The sequence below is a fragment of the Leptospira selangorensis genome, assembly GCF_004769405.1.
GTDB classification, from domain to species: domain Bacteria; phylum Spirochaetota; class Leptospiria; order Leptospirales; family Leptospiraceae; genus Leptospira_B; species Leptospira_B selangorensis.
The window spans coordinates 136,154-153,822 of record NZ_RQES01000018.1 but is presented as its reverse complement, the minus strand read 5'-3'; the positions used below and the strand labels follow the sequence as shown (position 1 = coordinate 153,822).

The window sequence follows — 17,669 nt, the reverse complement described above, 5'->3', positions numbered from 1 at the left end:
TTTGTAAAGAGGTTTCTTTTAAGAAATAGACATTTATGTATGTCTAAGTTTGTCCAATTTCAACTTAGCGAATCGTTTTCGCCGTTACCAACTCAACAAAACAACCGAGTCCGTGCTGAACTCGGGACATCCTTGGATCTTAAACGGAAAATTATCCACTGCGATCTCCGCATTCCAAGACGGAGATTGGATGAGGCTTGTTTCCGGAACTAATGAAACATTAGGATTCGGGATCTATTCTTCTTCCGGGCCGATCGGAATACGTATCATCCAAAGAGGAAATGATTTCTCACTTCCCCAACTAAAACAAACGATAGAGAAAGTTTTAGAACTTAGAAAACCACTCCGAACAAAAACAAATGCGTATAGACTTTTGCATGGAGAGAATGATCTCATCCCAGGAGTCACAGTGGACAGGTACGGATCTACTTGGGTAGTCCAAACCTATTCTAATTCATTAAGAACATTTTCCAGATTAGTAGTCCGACTTCTATACTCCGCTGCCACTAATTCGGAAGAACCGATTCCAAAACAAATCGTATGGATCTCTCCCCAAAGAATTGGCTCCGAAAAATCTTTGCCTGTTCGTTTCTTAAGAGGCAAAAAAGAAATTCCTTATGAAGAAGGAATTTTTCTAAACCAAGTCCAATGGAAAACTAAGATCCCAGGCCAGAAAGGCGGATTCTTTTTAGATGTACGAAATCTTCGCCAATATATATTAGAAAAACCGGAATTAGCACGCGACAAAGATTGCCTGCATCTATTTTCACATACAGGCTTAACTTCAGTATGTTTAGAAGAAGTAGGAGCAAAATCTGTCTTATCCACTGATGGGGCTAAAGAAGCTCTCGAAGAATTTGTATCTCATATTTTGCCGGAGAATGAGATCTTAAATTTCGAAAAGAAGAATACGATCCTCACAAAGGGTAAACATCATCTCGTCCGAGCGGATCTATTCCAAGACTGGGGATTTTTAGAAGATAGAAAATTTTCTTTAATAGTTTTAGATCCCCCCAATCTGACCCCAAACCAAGCCTCGATTCCCGCAGGTAAAAAGGCATATCGTAGTCTAATTTCTAAGGCGCTCTCCCATTTGGAACCTGGAGGAGATCTGATCTTACTATCTTGTTCCGGAAGAATCCTAGAGTCCGAATTCGAAAAGATTGGCCGAGAAACATTGGCAAACAAAGGATGGAAGTATAAGGATCTTTTCAAATTAAGACCGGAACCGGATCATCCTACACGTAAGGAATTTCCGGAGGGAAAATACTTCAAGGTGCATATCTATAAAAAATGCGAGCCCTTGGATCAATAATATATGAGCATAAATAAAAATACATACCAACTCATCGATTCCGGGAATTTCAAAAAATTAGAACAAGTGGGTCCTTATAAAGTGATCCGTCCTTCTCCAGTTGCTGCCTGGCCACCTACCCAAGCTTCTCTTTGGAAAGATGCCGACGGAGAATATCATAGAAGCGATAAGGGCGGAGGAAATTGGAGTTGGAAAGGCTCAAGCGGTTCTAGGCCGGATTCAGAAGATGAGTTCCTGATCCAAATCCCCCCTTTAACAGTTAAGATTCGTTTTACTCCTTTCGGACATCTTGGGATTTTTCCGGAACAATTGAGCAATTGGGATCGTATCCGAAATGTTTCTTCTCAACTTGCAGGACAGGGAGAAGTTTTAAATTTATTCGCTTACTCCGGGCTTTCCACCTTATCCGTATTAGCCGGTGGATTGGATGCTTGTCATTTAGATTCTTCCAAAGGAATGGTAGAATGGGCCAGAGAGAATGCACAAGTTTCCGGTTTAGCGGGCAAAAAAGTACGTTGGATCATAGAAGATGTATTAAAATTCCTGAATAGAGAGATCAGAAGAGAAAAAAAATATATAGGTTTTATCTTAGATCCTCCTACTTTCGGACGAGGTGCCAGCGGAGAAGTTTTTAAAATAGAAAAAGATCTACCGGAGATGATGGATCTACTCATGCAACTCTGTAATAATAAACCTGAGTTCGTATTTTTAACCTGCCATTCTACCGGTTTTAGCCCTCTTGCACTCAGAAGAATTTTGGAAGGTAGAATTAAAACTCCAGGTAACTATCTAACGGAAGAACTCTCCATCTCGGAAACCACTGGAAGATTACATCCCGCCGGTTCCAATTGTGTATTTTATTCTAATAGAGTAAAACTTTGAAGAAGAACGTATTGGAAATCAGCAGCTTTTCCAATGAAAAGTTGAAATATATCTCAGGATTAAAAGACAAAAAGAACAGAGAAAAATCAGGCACATTCTTCATCGAAGGTTTTAGAGAGATCCAAAGAGCACAAGTTTCAGGCAAAGTAAAATTCGAATATCTACTCACCTGCCCCGCTTGTTACTTAGGAGAAAATGAAGAAGATCTTGTATCGTCCATCGATGCAAAAACGATCCTCGTTCCAAAACAAATTTTTGAAAAGATCTCTTATAGAGATAGACCGGATGGTTTAATTGCAACTGCAGAATTGCCGGACTTCTCCCTATCTTCTAAAACAAAACTTTCAAACGATCCTGTACTCGTAATTGAAGGTGTGGAAAAACCGGGAAACTTAGGCACCATCTTAAGAACCGCAGAAGGTGCTGGATTTCATAAGGTATTCGTTGCGGATCCAAGGTTGGATCTATTCAATCCAAACGTTATTCGATCTTCTACAGGAACATTATTCACACTGGATGTTTTTCAGTCCGATATCAAAGAACTATATCCCATACTACAAAATGCAGGATACAAAACATTTGCAGTAACTCCCGAAGCTAAGTCACTTTACTGGGACGCAAATCTGAAAGGAAAGGTAGCGCTTGTTTTCGGAAGCGAGCAGTACGGACTAAGCGAGTATGCAAGATCCCAAAGCGATCAATATATTTCCCTTCCCATGAAGGGAGTGGCGGACAGTTTAAATCTCGCGATGTCTGCCGGAATTTTAATGTACGAAGTCCTCCGACAGAAATCTCAGATTGACATTTAGCACATCGGTTGGTATCATCGCTTTCAGCTTAAAAGCGGAAGAAATGTTCCGAGTATCTGTAAAATTATTTCTTTCCTTTTGAGCTGGAAACGAGGATACCCCATCCTCCCACACCTGAGTCGGAACCACCTCGATTCCTCTTCTCATCCGGTTCGTTTCAATTAGCCGGTCCATCCCAAAAGCCTTCAGATTCTTAAAGAAACAATACTCATCCAAGTAGAGTTGTGAATATTTCGGTTGGATGTATCCGTATTGGGAGAACGCCTGCTTGATTGCCCGGTGGTTTCCCTCGGCGTATTGAGCGTGGACTCCGTCCTTGCTCCATCGATTCCTCGCCCATCTGTAACGGTTGTCCTTCGAACGGGCCGAATGGTTTACCATTCGGTGGTTCCGGTATGCGGTCCCGAGCCACGTGTATGCGCTGTCGGTAAATATAGGAGCGGTGATTGGAATGTTCCGTAAGAATAGCGGCCCAAGCGTATCCATCTTTTGGTCCGGAACTGAATCGAGTATGAGTGCGCCTTTACTGGTCACGATCGTGTGAACCATCGTCCCGATCTGCCTTCCTCCCAGCTTGTCGTTCATATAGATGGAAGCGGTAGATCCACCGTGTTTGTGCCGTTTACGGCCCTTATTCGCCCTTTGGGATGCTGAGAATAATACGAGTGTATCGGCGTTAACGATTGGCTTTCCTTGAATCGCCCGTTTCATCGCCCCCTTTTTGTCCGAAATGTCCCGGGCTACTCCACGCTTCTTTCCTTCTACTGGAACTGTCGTGAGACGCGTATTTGATTCCGGAATCGCTTCTGGAAGTCGGAACTCCCGGAATTCGGATTCCAGATTCCGGAAGATCAGGTCTCGGAAGTTCTCCTTTTGTTCTGCCGCGAAGAGTTGTATTCTACGTTTGAGAAGTAGAGCCGCCTTGTATGAGATTCCAAGCTTCCTTTGAATTTCCGCTGAGGTTAATACCTTTGGGCTTCTGAGATATGCCTCCTCCAATACGTAGCTAAAGGTCCATAACGGAAGCTTGAATTGGTGGAGCGGTGTATATGAAAGTCGCGAAGCTTGGCGGTGGCATTGTTCACACCGGATTAGGTAAGTTCTCAGCCCTACTCTCTTTCTGAGTTGAATCTTGCATTCAGGGCAGAACTTTGGATAAAAGGTATCTAAGAAATACTCCGTTCGCTCTTGGTAGTATTTTATGTTGATTGGAAAGGAACTATAGGATGATGGAAGCCCACGCAATGCATTTGTGCGCTTTGGTGCTACTATATCGACAGAACCGTTAATGAAAAAGATCCATATTTCCGCGTTCGTAAGCGGCCACGGTTTCGGCCATATCAGCCGTAGCCTAGAAGCTATCCTACAAATTTTAATTCAAAATCCGAGTTGGACCGCTACCATCAATTCTCCCAGAGGAGAAGAATTTGCATCTTCCTTGGATGTTTCCGGAATTTGGGGACAGGTCAGATCCAGGATCAAATTCAGAAAAACAAAATCAGATGTAGGGATTGTTCAAAAAGATTCTCTTGGAATGGACTTGGATTCCACCGAATCTGAAATTTTAGAATTTAAGAAAAATAAAAACTCTTTATTACAATTAGAAACTGAAGTTCTCAAAAAAGAAAAGCCTGATCTTATTTGGTCGGATTCTTCTTCTTTTCCTTTTTTAATCTCTTCCGAATTAAAAATCCCTTCCCTATTTCTAGGAAATTTTACCTGGGATTATATCTATTCATATTATGAATCTGAAATATTCCAAGAATATTCAGAAGAATTAAAAAAAGAATATGCGCTTTGCGATTTAGGACTTATTCTTCCACTTTCCTGCCCAGTCACTTCTATCCATCAAACCAAAAATATCGGACTATTAGGACGTAAACCTAATCTAAACAAAGAAGAAGCCAGAAGATATTACGGTTTTGAAGAAGGAATAGACTATTATCTATTTTCCTTCGGAGCCTATGGGATCGACTCTTCTCATTTTGATTGGAATGAATGGAACCCGTCCAAAAGAAGGATCGTTATCGGCGGTATTGAATGGAAGATAGAAGCTAAAAATAATCTGGGGATTATTACGATTCCAAACTGCCATTATCCCGATCTACTTAGAGCATGTGACTTTGTATTAACAAAACCAGGCTACGGTATTTTAAGCGAATCGTATTTTGCAGGAACTCCTATACTTTATACGGATAGAGGTAACTTTCCGGAATATAAATACCTGGTGGAAACGTTACAATCTCAGTATAAATCTTCGTATATCTCCCATAATGACCTATTTTCTTTCCGTTGGGAAGAAGCATCCAAATCTGCAATATCCTCTAACGTTGTTCCTGATCCAAGATTTCAAAAAGATGCCATCCAAGAAATCCAAGATTCGATCTTAGAAATTATCAAATAAGTTACATCATTCAACTAACAAGCGTTTGGTAGAATAGAATATAGTCTAATATCTTCTTTTATCTTTTTTACTTTTCTTCCTTTCAAAAATCGAGTATTTTAATCGGCGACTGCGATTGTTTAGGGAGGGAGTCATGTGGAAAGAAAAAGTTCGCGGTAAGGTCGAAGAATTATTTGCAAAGGCAGGAGTCAGCTTCGGAGGAAATGCAGATTGGGACATCCAAGTAAAGGATGATAGATTATTCGAAAAAATATTCAGTAACGGCTCTCTAGGTTTGGGAGAAGCATACATGAATGGATGGTTCGAATGCGGTAGGTTCGACGAAACAGTCAGAAGGTTATTAGATAAGGGAATAGAAAAGGCAGCTAAAACCTGGGGGAACTTTTTTCTATATCTAGAATCTATAATATTAAATCGCCAATCCAAAAGAAGAGCATTTATGATCGGAGAAAGACATTACGATCTTGGAAACGATCTATTCGAGCTGATGTTAGACAGGGAGATGGTCTATTCCTGCGCGTATTGGAAGAATGCGAACTCATTAGATGAAGCCCAAGAAAACAAAATGGATCTGATCTGTAGGAAGTTGGACCTCCAGCCAGGTATGAAAGTTTTGGATATAGGATGTGGCTGGGGAGGACTCGCCAGACATGCGGCCAGAGAATATGGAGCAGAAGTATTCGGGATCAGCGTTTCCAAAGAACAATTGGCACTCGCAGAAGAAAGATCCAAAGACCTGAAAGTAAAATACGAATTAATGGATTATCGGGATGTGAAGGACAATTTCGATTCTATACTTTCCGTGGGCCAAATGGAACATGTAGGTTATAAAAATTATAGAACCTATATGGAAATAGTTTATAAATCCCTAAAGGATAAAGGATTATTTTTACTTCATACGATCGGCTCCAATACTTCCAATAAGGTTACCGATAGATGGATCGAAAAATATATTTTTCCAAATTCACATCTTCCTTCTGCGGCACAGATCACTAAAGCCAGCGAAAATCTTTTCGTATTAGAAGATCTTCATAATTTCGGACCGGACTATGATAGGACACTCATGGCTTGGTATAATAATTTCGAGAAAGGATGGAGTCTGATCCAGAAAAAATACGGAGAAAGATTCAGACGTATGTGGGAATTTTATCTTTTGAGCTGTGCTGGTGCGTTTCGTTCCAGAAAAATCCAACTTTGGCAGTTTGTATTTTCGAAAGGAGATAGAGAAGAGATCTATCAGGCAGTGAGATAGAAATTGTTAATTGGAATAACTCGAAAATCCTCATTCTATAGGCGTGAATAGAGTATAGGTTTGGAAACCAAACTAGGATTTTTCGAGTTTACAGACTAATTTTATCCAAGGAAGTATCACTCAATCGTTATAGAGATAGGTATATCTATGCCAACTTTAGAAACACTAGAGAAATTCATCGCGCATGTAGAATCGAATAAACATGATGAAGCAATCGAAGCTTTTTATACGGCGGATGCTTCTATGCAGGAAAACCAGTCACCACCTCGAGTAGGTAGAGATTTGCTCGTTACAAATGAAAAATTAGTACTTCGAAGAGCGAAGTCATTAACTTCTAAATGTATTCGTCCAGTATTTATCAACGGAGATTACGTCGTAATTAGATGGGTGTTTCATTTCGATTGGAAAGATGGCACTACAACGGATATGGAAGAACTTGCCTATCAGCATTGGGAAGGAGAAAAGATCAAAGAGGAACAATTCTTTTATGATCCTGCGCAGAGAATACCTAAGTAACGATTTCTATTTTTATAATATAAAGATTAAAAGGATTTTTGGGATCAGTTGAACCAATTTACGATCTGTTCTTTACGTATTCTAGTTTGGTATTCTAAAAATCTTTCCTTCCACCAAGGATGAGTTTTAGAGATATCCGTTTCCCAAAACCAGAAATGAAGATCACTTAGAATACGTTTGTCCCAAAGAAGCCTGCTCATCTCCTTTGAATTTAAAGAATCAGGACCGGATTCTTTCCAATTGGAAACAAGAACGTCCATATATCTTTTACGTGCATCCGATTCTTTTTTTCTGGACCTCAAACGAGATATATGAAAACGAAATAGAAGAGGATCTACAACGGAAAGAAAAATCCCTCTGCCAGATTCCATTCCTTCCAAGAACTCAGAGTATTCTTTTTCTAAATTTTCAGTATCCGACAAAAGTGTATTCTGTTTGGTTTCTTCCGGAGTTAAAAGAAATCCTCTTTTTTTCCAAACTTCTCCTTGTTTAGAAGAAGAAGTCCAGACTCCCCAGAAATAAGAAAGAAGCCATCCACCTGTGATCGGTAGCAGCCAATAAAAAAGTACAGGATAATATACGAATAACCAAATAGAAATTCCAGTGCCATAAAATGCCTGAGGCAATAAGGCACGAGCAGCGGCCATTCTATCAATGCCTTGAGCCGGGTCCCTGTTCTGAGGGCCCCATTCTATCTTTCTATTCCAGAAAGTCATCCAAAGGAATCTAGTGTATTGGACCATATAAGCAGGAGCCAAGATCACCGACTGAATAAATTCTACAAAAAAGGAAATTATAAAAGAGAAAAACCCGATCCCACTTTCTTTCCTACGGAAAAACAACCCGTCCAAGAAGGAAAGTATCCTAGGCATAAACAATATTAGAATAGTATAAATCTGTAATCCATAGAACACAGGGAGATACATACTTTCTTGGAATTGAGCCCATTCTTCCGGAATAGATGCAAGACGGTAATAATCGGTATCCGCCATTACTGTAAAGCTGGTCGCAACCAAGAGTAATGCCCAAAGGAGAGAACTCGCATAGGACAGTATTCCCAAAAGAATATGTATCCTACTGGAAATCCGTAAGCCCCCTACGAATAAAAACCAGAAATGTTGCAGATTCCCCTGGCACCAACGATTGTCCCTTTTTAAACTTTCCAGAAGATTAGGAGGACATTCTTCATAAGAACCTTCTAAATCATAAGCAAACCAAACGGTATATCCAGCTTTTCTAATTAATGCAGCTTCTACCGTATCATGAGACAGGATTTTTCCGCCTATTGCTCCTTCTCCGGGCAAACCGGGAAGACCACAATGTTCCATAAAAGGTTTTAGTCTTACGATCGCATTATGCCCCCAGAAAGGTCCTGAAAATACCTGCCAATAATAAGATCCGGCGCCAAAGATTGGATTTCCTAGCCAAGTCCCGAATTGTGCCAATCTCTGGAATAAACTTTTGCCTCGGATAATTTTAGGGACCGTTTGTATGATACCTGCGTTAGGTACTGCTTCCATGAGTCGGATCAGATTTAGCATACATTCCCCTGTTACTAAACTGTCTGCGTCCAAGACGATCATATATCTATAACGCCTTCCCCATCTCCTGCAAAAGTCCGCTATATTCCCTGATTTTTTGTTTAGGTTAATCCTTCTTTTTCTGTAATATACTCTTCCCTTTGTTTCCGGTTTTCTGGAAAGTTTAGAGAATGCTTTCTCTTCCTGGAGCCAAATATCCGGATCAGTGGTATCGGATAATAAGAAGAAGTCTAGGTTCTCTCCAAGACCTACCGAAGCAGCGGACTTCATCATGGATTCCAAACCTGCCGCGACTCTTGCTACATCTTCGCAATGGATCGGAATGACCACTGCAGTCGGTGGGAGTTCATTCGGGCTTGCGGTTTGTCCTGCGATTAAACCGGAGATACGTGTAGGATCTCCTCCTCGTATTCTTTGGATTGTCCCGAAGATCGCAGTAGTGGCCCCGAACGCTAACAAAGGAAACAAAAAACAGAAGAGCAAAAGTGTAGCCCATTCCAGAGGAGAGATCCCGTTTATTAGAAGAAAACGATATTCTAAATAGATACCGAATAAGGATAGAAGTCCCAAAACTCCGACAAATCCCAATCTTCTATACGTAAATTTTCTGGAATCGAATGCTTCTTTTAAGATACCTTCCGGCTCAGGTATACTTGTGGGAAAAGTTTCCGCGTTCATGAGAAATACCAAAATGCCAGAGAGATATAAACCGCGGCCCAGAATAATGCGGTCAAAACCAATGCAACCGGTTCGGGCTTTTCTGCGGAAGGAGAAGCAAGATCGGCGAGTGGTCCAAAATCGATCGGTCTTGGAACCATAGAACCGGGCTCCAAGGGAGGAAGGCTACTTTCCCAATCACGATGTAATTTTACGGAAGTTTCTTCTTTAAAAATTTCGAATATATTTTTTTCAGAAGATTTGGATTTTTCGAAAACTTTGGAGAGAGTATTATGGATCTCTAAACTATCCTCAATTCCCATACCTCTTAAATAAAGTTCTAAACGTTCCCATTCTTTGGAAAGATGAAGATTTTCCGGAAGACCGGAGCCGCTCAAGTCTTCGTGTTTTTTCTTAGTTCGGCTCAAGAACGAAATTCCAGGTTTCAGAAATGATTTCTTGGTTTCTGCTTAATGCGGCTTTTAGATCGGAGGCCCTAAATTTATTCTTAGGATATACACCGAAGGTTAATCTCCAGACCCCGGTCTCTTCTATCTTTTGAACGGAATACTCTGATAATTCCGCATTTTCTCCGGTATCTATTCTTGCCTGAATATAAGCAAACGGATCCAAAGAACTTAAATTAGAACTTTTGAAATCTACATAGAACATTTTTAGGTCGGGGTCTCCCTGTGCGTCCCCGATCCGAGTAGCCACAACTTTTGCCATAGAATCAGGAAGAGGATCAGTATCCGGCCAACGAACTGTATAAGAAAAATCGAATGGAGTTCCAGGCTGAGGAATAGGTTCCGGCATCCAATATGCTCCCATATTATCGTCCGAATCCTGAACTGTCGGGTTTTCCAAAAGATGAACTGAGCCCTTTCCAAAAGGAATTTCAGGCTCCACCCAAGCACTCGGCCTAAGCTGGTATTTCATCTCACTATGTTGGTAATTCTGGAATTCTCTATCTCTTTGGATCAGTCCGAATCCTCTTGGATTTTCGTCGGAGAAAGAATACGTTGTGCTACGTTTCGGATTATCCAGAGGTCTCCAGATCCATTCTCCTTTTCCTGAATGGATTAACAACCCGTCCGAATCGTGGGATTCAGGATAAGCTTGTCCTTTAGGAATTCCTCTGGTCTCGCTATACCAATACATACTGGTCAAAGGAGCAATCCCGAGCCGATCCACCTTGGTTCTAAGGATCACCTCTGCGTTTACTTTTACCGCAGAAACTTTTCCAGGAGTGATCTGGAACTCATAAGCCCCCGTGGCGGTTCTTCCATCCAAAAGAGCATAAACAGTGATCGTAGAGTCGGTCTTGTCCGGCTTAACTATATAGAATTCCCTAAAAGAAGGAAAATCTTCCGGATAAGGCATCCCGGTATTAATTGCGATCCCTCGAGCAGAAAGACCATACCATTGTTTTTTAGAAATGATCCTATAATAACTTGCACCTTGGAAAACTGCAAACTCATCCGTATGTTCTTGGGTATTGATCGGAAAATGGATCTTGAATCCGGAATAACCTAGATTAGGCGGAAGTTCTCCCACACCCTTCAGTTTCGATAGATCGAATGAAGAAGGATCATATGCGATCTCTCTCGCAAAATCTCCTCTCACTTCGAAAACTCTTATATTCGTATTATATAAATGTCCCGGATGTAAGAACTGTAGCTGGAAAGGATTTCCTTCCTTCTTCCAAACCGACTTTTCAGGACGGAAAAAAATGTTCTTATATTGATTCCAAGGTAGGCCTTTCAAAAAGTCCGTAGTGGAATGTTTAGGTGGAATGTAACGTAGTTTAGATAAGGCCCTAGCTCTGGACTTGAGATCTGAAAATGAAAACTTGAATGTAGGATGAGTGTTGTGGTCGGATATTTCTCCCTCCATCACACTTAGTAATGGAGAAGAAGAAAAATCAGATTCTTCTCTATCCCGCCTCTGCTGTCTATCTGCGACGGCAAAGAGCAAGGCTGTTGCCACAAAAGCCAGAATTATATGCAATCGTAACAATTCGTATCTTTCCTTTCAGCAAGACGAATGCTTAAACCAGTCTATCATCCGTACACAGAGAGGGCAAGGTCTTTTAAGTCCGATCACATCGAACTCATAACAACCTTGCCCTTTAGTCTGCGGAACTAATTCTGGAAATTTACTTTATTTAGGAGTAACTTTCACGAAATATTTTTTGGAAGTATCCCAAGTTTTCAGGATTTCTTCCGAAAGATCGGATCCGGTTAACTTAGTGTGTTCTGTAATCAAAGACTTTATGATATCGTAATCTTCGTTTTCTAGATCCACGATCTTCACATATTCTTTATTGATTAGAGGCTCCAATTCCCAGTCTTTTTGGAAGAAATAAGCACTTCCTCCGGTCATACCGGCACCCATATTCTTACCGACAGTTCCCAAACAAACGATGGTTCCACTGGTCATATACTCTAAGAAGTGGTCACCTGCTCCGCCTACTACTGCATCCGCTCCGGAGTTTCTAACTCCGAATCTTTCTCCAGCTCTACCGGAACTGAAAAGTTTTCCGGAAGTAGCACCGTAAAGACAGGTATTACCGATGATCACATTCTCGTACGGTTTTAATTTAGAACGTCTATGTTTGCGGATCACGATGGTTCCACCGCAGAGTCCTTTTCCTACGTAGTCGTTTGCATCACCATGAAGAGTGATCTGCACTCCTTTCACGAGCCATGCTCCTAAGGACTGACCTGCAGTTCCTTCCAGAATGATTTCCAGTTTTCCAGGAAGACCTTTGGATCCGTATTTACGTGCGATAATTCCGGAAACTTTTGCTCCCACAGTTCTGTTCGTATTCTTCACAGAATAAGAAAGAGACATGGAAGTTTTTCCTTCTAACGCAGGCTCTGCATCTTTCAAGATACGATCGTCCAGAACTTCTCCGACGGATTCTCTTCTTACGAATCTGTCTTTTTTCTTCTTAGGATCGAAAAGAAGAGGAAGACGGACCAAAATCGGATTCAAGTCTAAAGAATCTAAACGGTCTTGCTCATAACGAGTAATTTGTTTCAGAAGGTCTGTTCTTCCGACGATCTCGTCCATAGAGCGGAATCCTAACTTCGCAAGATACTCACGAACTTCCATTGCAAGAAGTGTCATCAGAGTAGCAACTTGATCGGGAGATCCTTTATATTTTGCTCTGAACTTAGGATCTTGGGTAGCAATTCCTGTAGGGCAGTTATTCAAATGGCATTTTCTCGCCATGATACAACCTAATGCCACAAGAGAAGCAGTTCCAATTCCATACTCTTCTGCACCTAAACATGCAGCGATGATCACGTCCCTTCCGGAAACAATACCACCGTCAGTACGGAGAACAACTCTATCTCTCAATCCGTTCATTACTAAAACTTGATGTGTTTCAGAAAGACCTAATTCCCAAGGAGATCCTGCATGTTTGATAGAAGTAAGAGAAGCCGCTCCGGTTCCTCCGACGTGTCCTGAGATCAAGATCACATCTGCATTTGCTTTAGCAACACCGGCGGCAATCGTTCCCACTCCAGCTTCGGATACCAGTTTAACTGATACTTGAGCAGTATGGTTAGCTTGTTTCAAGTCATAGATCAACTGAGACAAGTCCTCGATAGAATAAATATCGTGGTGAGGTGGAGGAGAGATCAGATCGATTCCCTGAGGAGTGTGACGGTTAGTCGCGATCTCCTCATTGTTCTTCTTACCCGGAAGTTGTCCACCTTCTCCAGGTTTTGCTCCCTGAGCAATCTTGATCTCCAACTCTTTTGCAGAGTTCAGATATTCAGAAGTTACTCCGAATCTTCCAGAAGCTACCTGCTTGATAGAAGAGTTCGCAAGGTCTCCCTTCTCATCTACAACGTAACGAGATGGACTTTCTCCACCTTCTCCGGAGGAAGACTTTGCTCCCAAACGGTTCATTGCTACCGCAAGGTCAGTGTGAGCTTCGATGGAAAGTGCACCGTGGCTCATACCTGGAGTTAAGAAACGTTTTTGGATCTCAGAAACAGTTTCCACTTCTTCGATTGGAACAGGCGCACGATCTACGAAATCGAATAGATCTCGAATATTGATCGGATCACTTTCTTCCATTAATTTAGAAGCTTCTAAGAATGCTTCGTAGTCATTATCCACCGCAGCTTTACGGATGAATTTTACTACTTTAGGAGACCATCTATGAGGTTGGTCATCCTTCTCAGAGACAAAGTCTTCCGGGTTAATCTCTTTATTAAATGCGGAGTCGTGGTTGCGTAGAATATTCTGCTCGATACCGCCGATACCGATCCCGGAAATTCTGGAATAAGTTCCTGGGAAGTATTTCGAGATCAGAGTTCTTGAAAGACCGATCGCTTCGAATACCTGTCCACCCACATAGGAAGACATGATAGAAATTCCCATCTTGGACATGATCTTCAGAAGTCCGTCATCCACTCCTGCACGGTAGTTAGTGCATAGAGAAGCAAAAGAAGGACGGGTGCCGTCTTCTGCATCGAAATCTCCTTTGGACCATAAATCGTGAAGAGTATCCCAGATCAGATAACTGTTTACTCCGGAAGCTCCGTATCCAAGTAGAACGGCCACATTATGGATTTCGAATGCAGATCCTGTCTCTACCAGAATACTAGTCGCCGCACGTTTTTTATTACGGATCAAGTGGTTATGAACTGCCGCAACCGCGAGTTCCATAGGAATAGGAGCGCGGTCCTTGTTCAGTTTTCTATCCGAAAGAATTAGGATATTCACACCTTCTTCAGCGGATTTGACTGCGTTCGCAAGTAACTGATCCAATGCGAGTTCTAGATAATTTCTGGCAGCGCCTTCCTCATGATGAGCTTCGAAAGTCGCATCTAAGGTAACTACCTTGTACTGTTTTCCGTCCTTATCCCTGATCCTTTGTAATCCAAGATTAGTCAGATATGGATGAGAAAGTACTAGACAGTTCTGAGGTTTTTCGTCTGCGAAAAGATTTGTTTTCTTAACAAGACGAGTATAAAGAGAAGTTACTCCCTTCTCTCTCAGATAGTCGATCGGCGGGTTTGTAACCTGCGCAAATCTCTGACGGAAGTATGTATATAAACCGATACGAGAAAGCATCAAGATCGACAAAGGAGTATCGTCTCCCATGGAACCGATTGCTTCTTTACCTGCGATCGCCTGGGGTTTGATCACCGCTTTTTGTTTGTATGGAGAATATGCGAATAAGATCTGTCTTCTTCTTAGATCATCTCCGCTATAAGTAATAGTTTTAGTGATGGATTCATCGATGGTCTGATCCAGATACTCAACGTTCTCTTTGGACCATTCTCTATAATCGTATTTTTTCTCGAATAGAGCATTAACGTCCTCGTTGAAGTAGATCTTACCTTCTTTTAGGTTGATCGCGAGCATATCACCAGGACCTAATCTTCCTTTTTTGGTGATGATCTCTTCGTCGATATGAACGAGTCCTGTTTCGGAACCCATTACTACGAGTCCGTCTTCGGTGACCACATATCTTGCAGGACGAAGTCCGTTTCTATCTAAACTTCCTCCGACCCAATCGCCTTCAGCGAAAGCGAGAGCAGCAGGTCCGTCCCATGGTTCGGTCAAAGTGTTATTATACTCGTAGAAGGACTTTAAAGCCTCCGACATCTGAACGTTCTTACTCCATGCATTCGGAATAAGCATCGCTTTAGCATGAAGAACGTCCTTACCGGAACGTACAATCGCTTCCATTGCGTTGTCCAAACTTGCGGAGTCGGATAGATGAGGTCGAATGATCGGATGGATCTCTTTTTGGAATTCTCCCCATTTTTCGCAGGCGAGTTCTTCTTCTCTTGCGAGCATCCAAATTCTATTCCCTACGATTGTATTGATCTCTCCGTTATGAGCGAGAATACGGAAAGGTTGTGCCAATGCCCAACTTGGGAAAGTGTTAGTGGAATATCTTTGGTGGAAGATACAATAAGGAGAAACCATCTCCTCACTTTTTAGATCCTCATAAAATTGAGAGACCTGGTTCCCGTTGAACAATCCTTTGAATGTGATCCTTTCGGAAGAGAAGGAACAAATATAAAAGTCCTCGCTCATGGAAAGTTTGAGTGCGTCTCTCATCACTTTCTTCTGGATCAGGAATAATTTAGTCTCGAAATCCTCGTTGGACATCCCATCCGGTTTTCCGATCAATACTTGTTCGATCTGTGGACGAGAAGCGTTCGCCTTAGGTCCTAAAACCTCAGGATTTACGGGAACATATCTCCAAGCATATAGCTTGAAGTTGAATTGCATAAGTGCTGATTCGATGAGGCTGCGACAAACATCTTGTTTGTCTATGTCCTCTCTTGGTAGGAACACCATCCCTACACCGATGGAATCTTCGTCAGGTCGTCTGTGACCCATCTCTTCGATGTACTTCGCAAACAGTTTCTTAGGGATACGGATCATGATCCCGGCGCCGTCTCCGGTTTGCATATCTGCATCTACGGCTCCGCGGTGGGTAAGGCATGCGACCGCCTTCAAACCCATTGATACAACTCGGTGATTGGACTCGCCCTTATAAGAAGCGACGAAGCCTACTCCGCAGTTATCGCGCTCGAAGGACTTGTCATATAGACCGTTTTCCTCCAAGTACTTTTGGATCCGCAACTGTTCGTCAAGGTTTAACATCCGCTAAGGTTCCTCTTTAGGGTTGATATAGAATCCGGGACACTGCTTTTGCCTTGGTCCACGGACAGAGGAAACCCCCACCCACGCGATGTTTGGCTGAATTTTGTAGCAAATGTCCGATTCTTAGACCAGTAAATTTGCGAGTGCCTAGTTTGAAAACGATCTTTTTAAAGGAATCCAGAGCCAAATCGCATATATACCGCTTATATCAGGTTTCTCCGTCTAAGTTCCTATGACAGAAGAATCTAAAGGGTCCAAGGCATTACTCTGGCTCGTGGCCTGCGGCTTTTTTATGCAGACTTTGGACGGGACAATTGTCAATACGGCTCTGCCTGCGATCGCAAAAAATTTAGATGCAAGCCCTTTAAGAATGCAATCGGTTGTGGTCGCCTATCTTCTTACGATGGCGATGATCATTCCAGCTTCCGGTTGGATCTCCGACAAATTCGGAATACGACAGGTTTTTATCGGCGCCTTATCCTTATTCGCCTTAGGCTCTCTATTCTGTGCTCTTTCTCAGAATTTAACCCAGCTTGTTCTTTCTAGGATTTTACAAGGTGTTGGAGGAGCACTTTTACTTCCTGTAGGTCGTCTAGCACTTCTTCGTTCCGTTTCCCCGGAACAATTTTTACAAGCGATCAGTTTTGTGGCCATCCCGGGCTTGATAGGTCCATTGGTTGGTCCAGTTTTAGGAGGATGGTTAGTAGAGACCGCGTCTTGGCATTGGATCTTTCTTATCAATCTTCCAGTAGGTGTAGCGGGGATCATTGCTTCTTCCATTTACATGAAAGGAAATCCAATCCGGAATTCATCCGTATTTGATCTGAAAGGATATCTGCTTCTGGCATTTGGTATGGTTACTTTTTCTTTAGCATTGGATGCAGGATCTAGCTTGGGTTTGCAGAAGGCAGGAGTCATACTTCTTACCATATTCGGACTCGCAAGTATCGCGGCTTATTGGATCCATGCTGCCAGAACTTCTGCCCCGCTCTTTTCTCCTCGAATATTTTCTATCCCTACATTGAGCATCGGCCTTCTTGGAAATTTATTCTCTAGGCTCGGAAGTTCGAGTATGCCGTTTTTGGTCCCGTTATTCTTGCAAGTGAATATGGGATATCCTCCTTTTAAAGCGGGTTTAATGCTTTTGCCAATGGCGATCGCAGGAATAGGCATCAAAAGATTTGCTCCATTATTAATCTATAAATTAGGTTATAGGAAAGTTTTAGTCACGAATACCCTACTGATAGGCTTGAGTATGAGCAGTTTTTTCTGGTTAAACTCTTCGGAGAACTGGTGGATCTTCTCTTTTCAATTATTCTGTTTCGGAGCATTCAACTCTTTCCAATTCACAGCAATGAACACTCTTACCTTAAAGGATCTGAATGGAGAATTTACAAGTAGCGGAAATACTATGCTTTCCATGATACAAATGTTAGCGATGGGAATGGGAGTCGCATGTGCTGCAGGAGCCTTGGAAGCGTTCCGAGATCTATTCGGTCAAGATCCGGACAATATGCTTTTAGCGTTCAGGAGCACATTCGCTTGTATGGGAATCATTACTCTATCTTCTAGTTTTATCTTTTGGCAGATCAAAAAAGAAGACGGTAGAAGTGCAGTTTTGAAAGATTCGGTTCTGGATTGA

At 42.0% G+C, this 17,669-nt stretch carries 12 protein-coding genes; 7 read left to right on the top strand and 5 right to left on the bottom strand.

Annotation, left to right across the window (positions count from 1 at the left end):
* The first annotated feature begins 49 nt into the window (after positions 1 to 49).
* From EHO58_RS13150 to EHO58_RS13140, 3 genes are read left to right on the top strand one after another with little or no spacing between them, the layout of a single operon-like run.
* Complete coding sequence (locus EHO58_RS13150; RefSeq protein WP_135680244.1) at positions 50 to 1,315, top strand: class I SAM-dependent rRNA methyltransferase; 1,266 nt, start codon at positions 50 to 52, stop codon at positions 1,313 to 1,315.
* A gap of 3 nt (positions 1,316 to 1,318) precedes the next feature.
* Positions 1,319 to 2,197, top strand: coding sequence for a class I SAM-dependent methyltransferase (locus tag EHO58_RS13145; protein WP_135625951.1), 879 nt, complete (start codon positions 1,319 to 1,321; stop codon positions 2,195 to 2,197).
* Entirely contained in the window at positions 2,194 to 3,006 is an 813-nt protein-coding gene (locus EHO58_RS13140; RefSeq protein ID WP_135680243.1) for a TrmH family RNA methyltransferase, read from the top strand. The genes EHO58_RS13145 and EHO58_RS13140 overlap by 4 nt, the downstream gene beginning before the upstream one ends.
* Here EHO58_RS13140 and EHO58_RS13135 read toward each other — a convergent pair.
* Positions 2,962 to 4,005 carry a transposase gene (locus EHO58_RS13135; RefSeq protein ID WP_244241174.1) on the bottom strand — a complete coding sequence of 348 codons (1,044 nt, stop codon included), beginning with the start codon at positions 4,003 to 4,005 and terminating at the stop codon, positions 2,962 to 2,964. The genes EHO58_RS13140 and EHO58_RS13135 overlap by 45 nt on opposite strands.
* Positions 4,006 to 4,294: 289 nt before the next feature.
* On the opposite strand from EHO58_RS13135, the gene EHO58_RS13130 reads away from it, so the two are divergent.
* From EHO58_RS13130 to EHO58_RS13120, 3 genes are all read left to right on the top strand, one after another.
* Complete coding sequence (locus EHO58_RS13130; RefSeq protein ID WP_135680242.1) at positions 4,295 to 5,410, top strand: glycosyltransferase family protein; 1,116 nt, start codon at positions 4,295 to 4,297, stop codon at positions 5,408 to 5,410.
* A gap of 133 nt (positions 5,411 to 5,543) precedes the next feature.
* Entirely contained in the window at positions 5,544 to 6,662 is a 1,119-nt protein-coding gene (cfa, locus tag EHO58_RS13125) for a cyclopropane fatty acyl phospholipid synthase (RefSeq protein ID WP_135680241.1), read from the top strand.
* A 147-nt stretch (positions 6,663 to 6,809) separates the two neighbouring features.
* Positions 6,810 to 7,178 carry a nuclear transport factor 2 family protein gene (locus EHO58_RS13120; RefSeq protein WP_135625947.1) on the top strand — a complete coding sequence of 123 codons (369 nt, stop codon included), beginning with the start codon at positions 6,810 to 6,812 and terminating at the stop codon, positions 7,176 to 7,178.
* 44 nt (positions 7,179 to 7,222) lie between these two features.
* Here the strand turns inward: EHO58_RS13120 and mdoH are convergent, their stop codons facing one another.
* The 4 genes from mdoH to gltB form a co-directional block, all read right to left on the bottom strand.
* Positions 7,223 to 9,397, bottom strand: coding sequence for a glucans biosynthesis glucosyltransferase MdoH (gene mdoH / locus EHO58_RS13115; protein WP_135680240.1), 2,175 nt, complete (start codon positions 9,395 to 9,397; stop codon positions 7,223 to 7,225).
* Positions 9,394 to 9,804 (bottom strand): hypothetical protein, encoded by a 411-nt coding sequence (locus tag EHO58_RS13110; protein ID WP_135680239.1) that lies wholly within the window; start codon positions 9,802 to 9,804, stop codon positions 9,394 to 9,396. Before EHO58_RS13110 ends, mdoH begins: the two co-directional genes overlap by 4 nt.
* Entirely contained in the window at positions 9,791 to 11,353 is a 1,563-nt protein-coding gene (locus tag EHO58_RS13105; RefSeq protein ID WP_244241173.1) for an OpgD/OpgG family glucan biosynthesis protein, read from the bottom strand. Before EHO58_RS13105 ends, EHO58_RS13110 begins: the two co-directional genes overlap by 14 nt.
* A gap of 186 nt (positions 11,354 to 11,539) precedes the next feature.
* The gene (gene gltB, locus EHO58_RS13100) at positions 11,540 to 16,027 is read right to left on the bottom strand and encodes a glutamate synthase large subunit (RefSeq protein ID WP_135680237.1); all 4,488 of its coding nucleotides are present in this window, start codon (positions 16,025 to 16,027) and stop codon (positions 11,540 to 11,542) included.
* Between the two features lie 232 nt (positions 16,028 to 16,259).
* On the opposite strand from gltB, the gene mdtD reads away from it, so the two are divergent.
* Positions 16,260 to 17,669, top strand: a complete 1,410-nt coding sequence (mdtD, locus tag EHO58_RS13095) for a multidrug transporter subunit MdtD (RefSeq protein WP_135680236.1) — start codon at positions 16,260 to 16,262, stop codon at positions 17,667 to 17,669.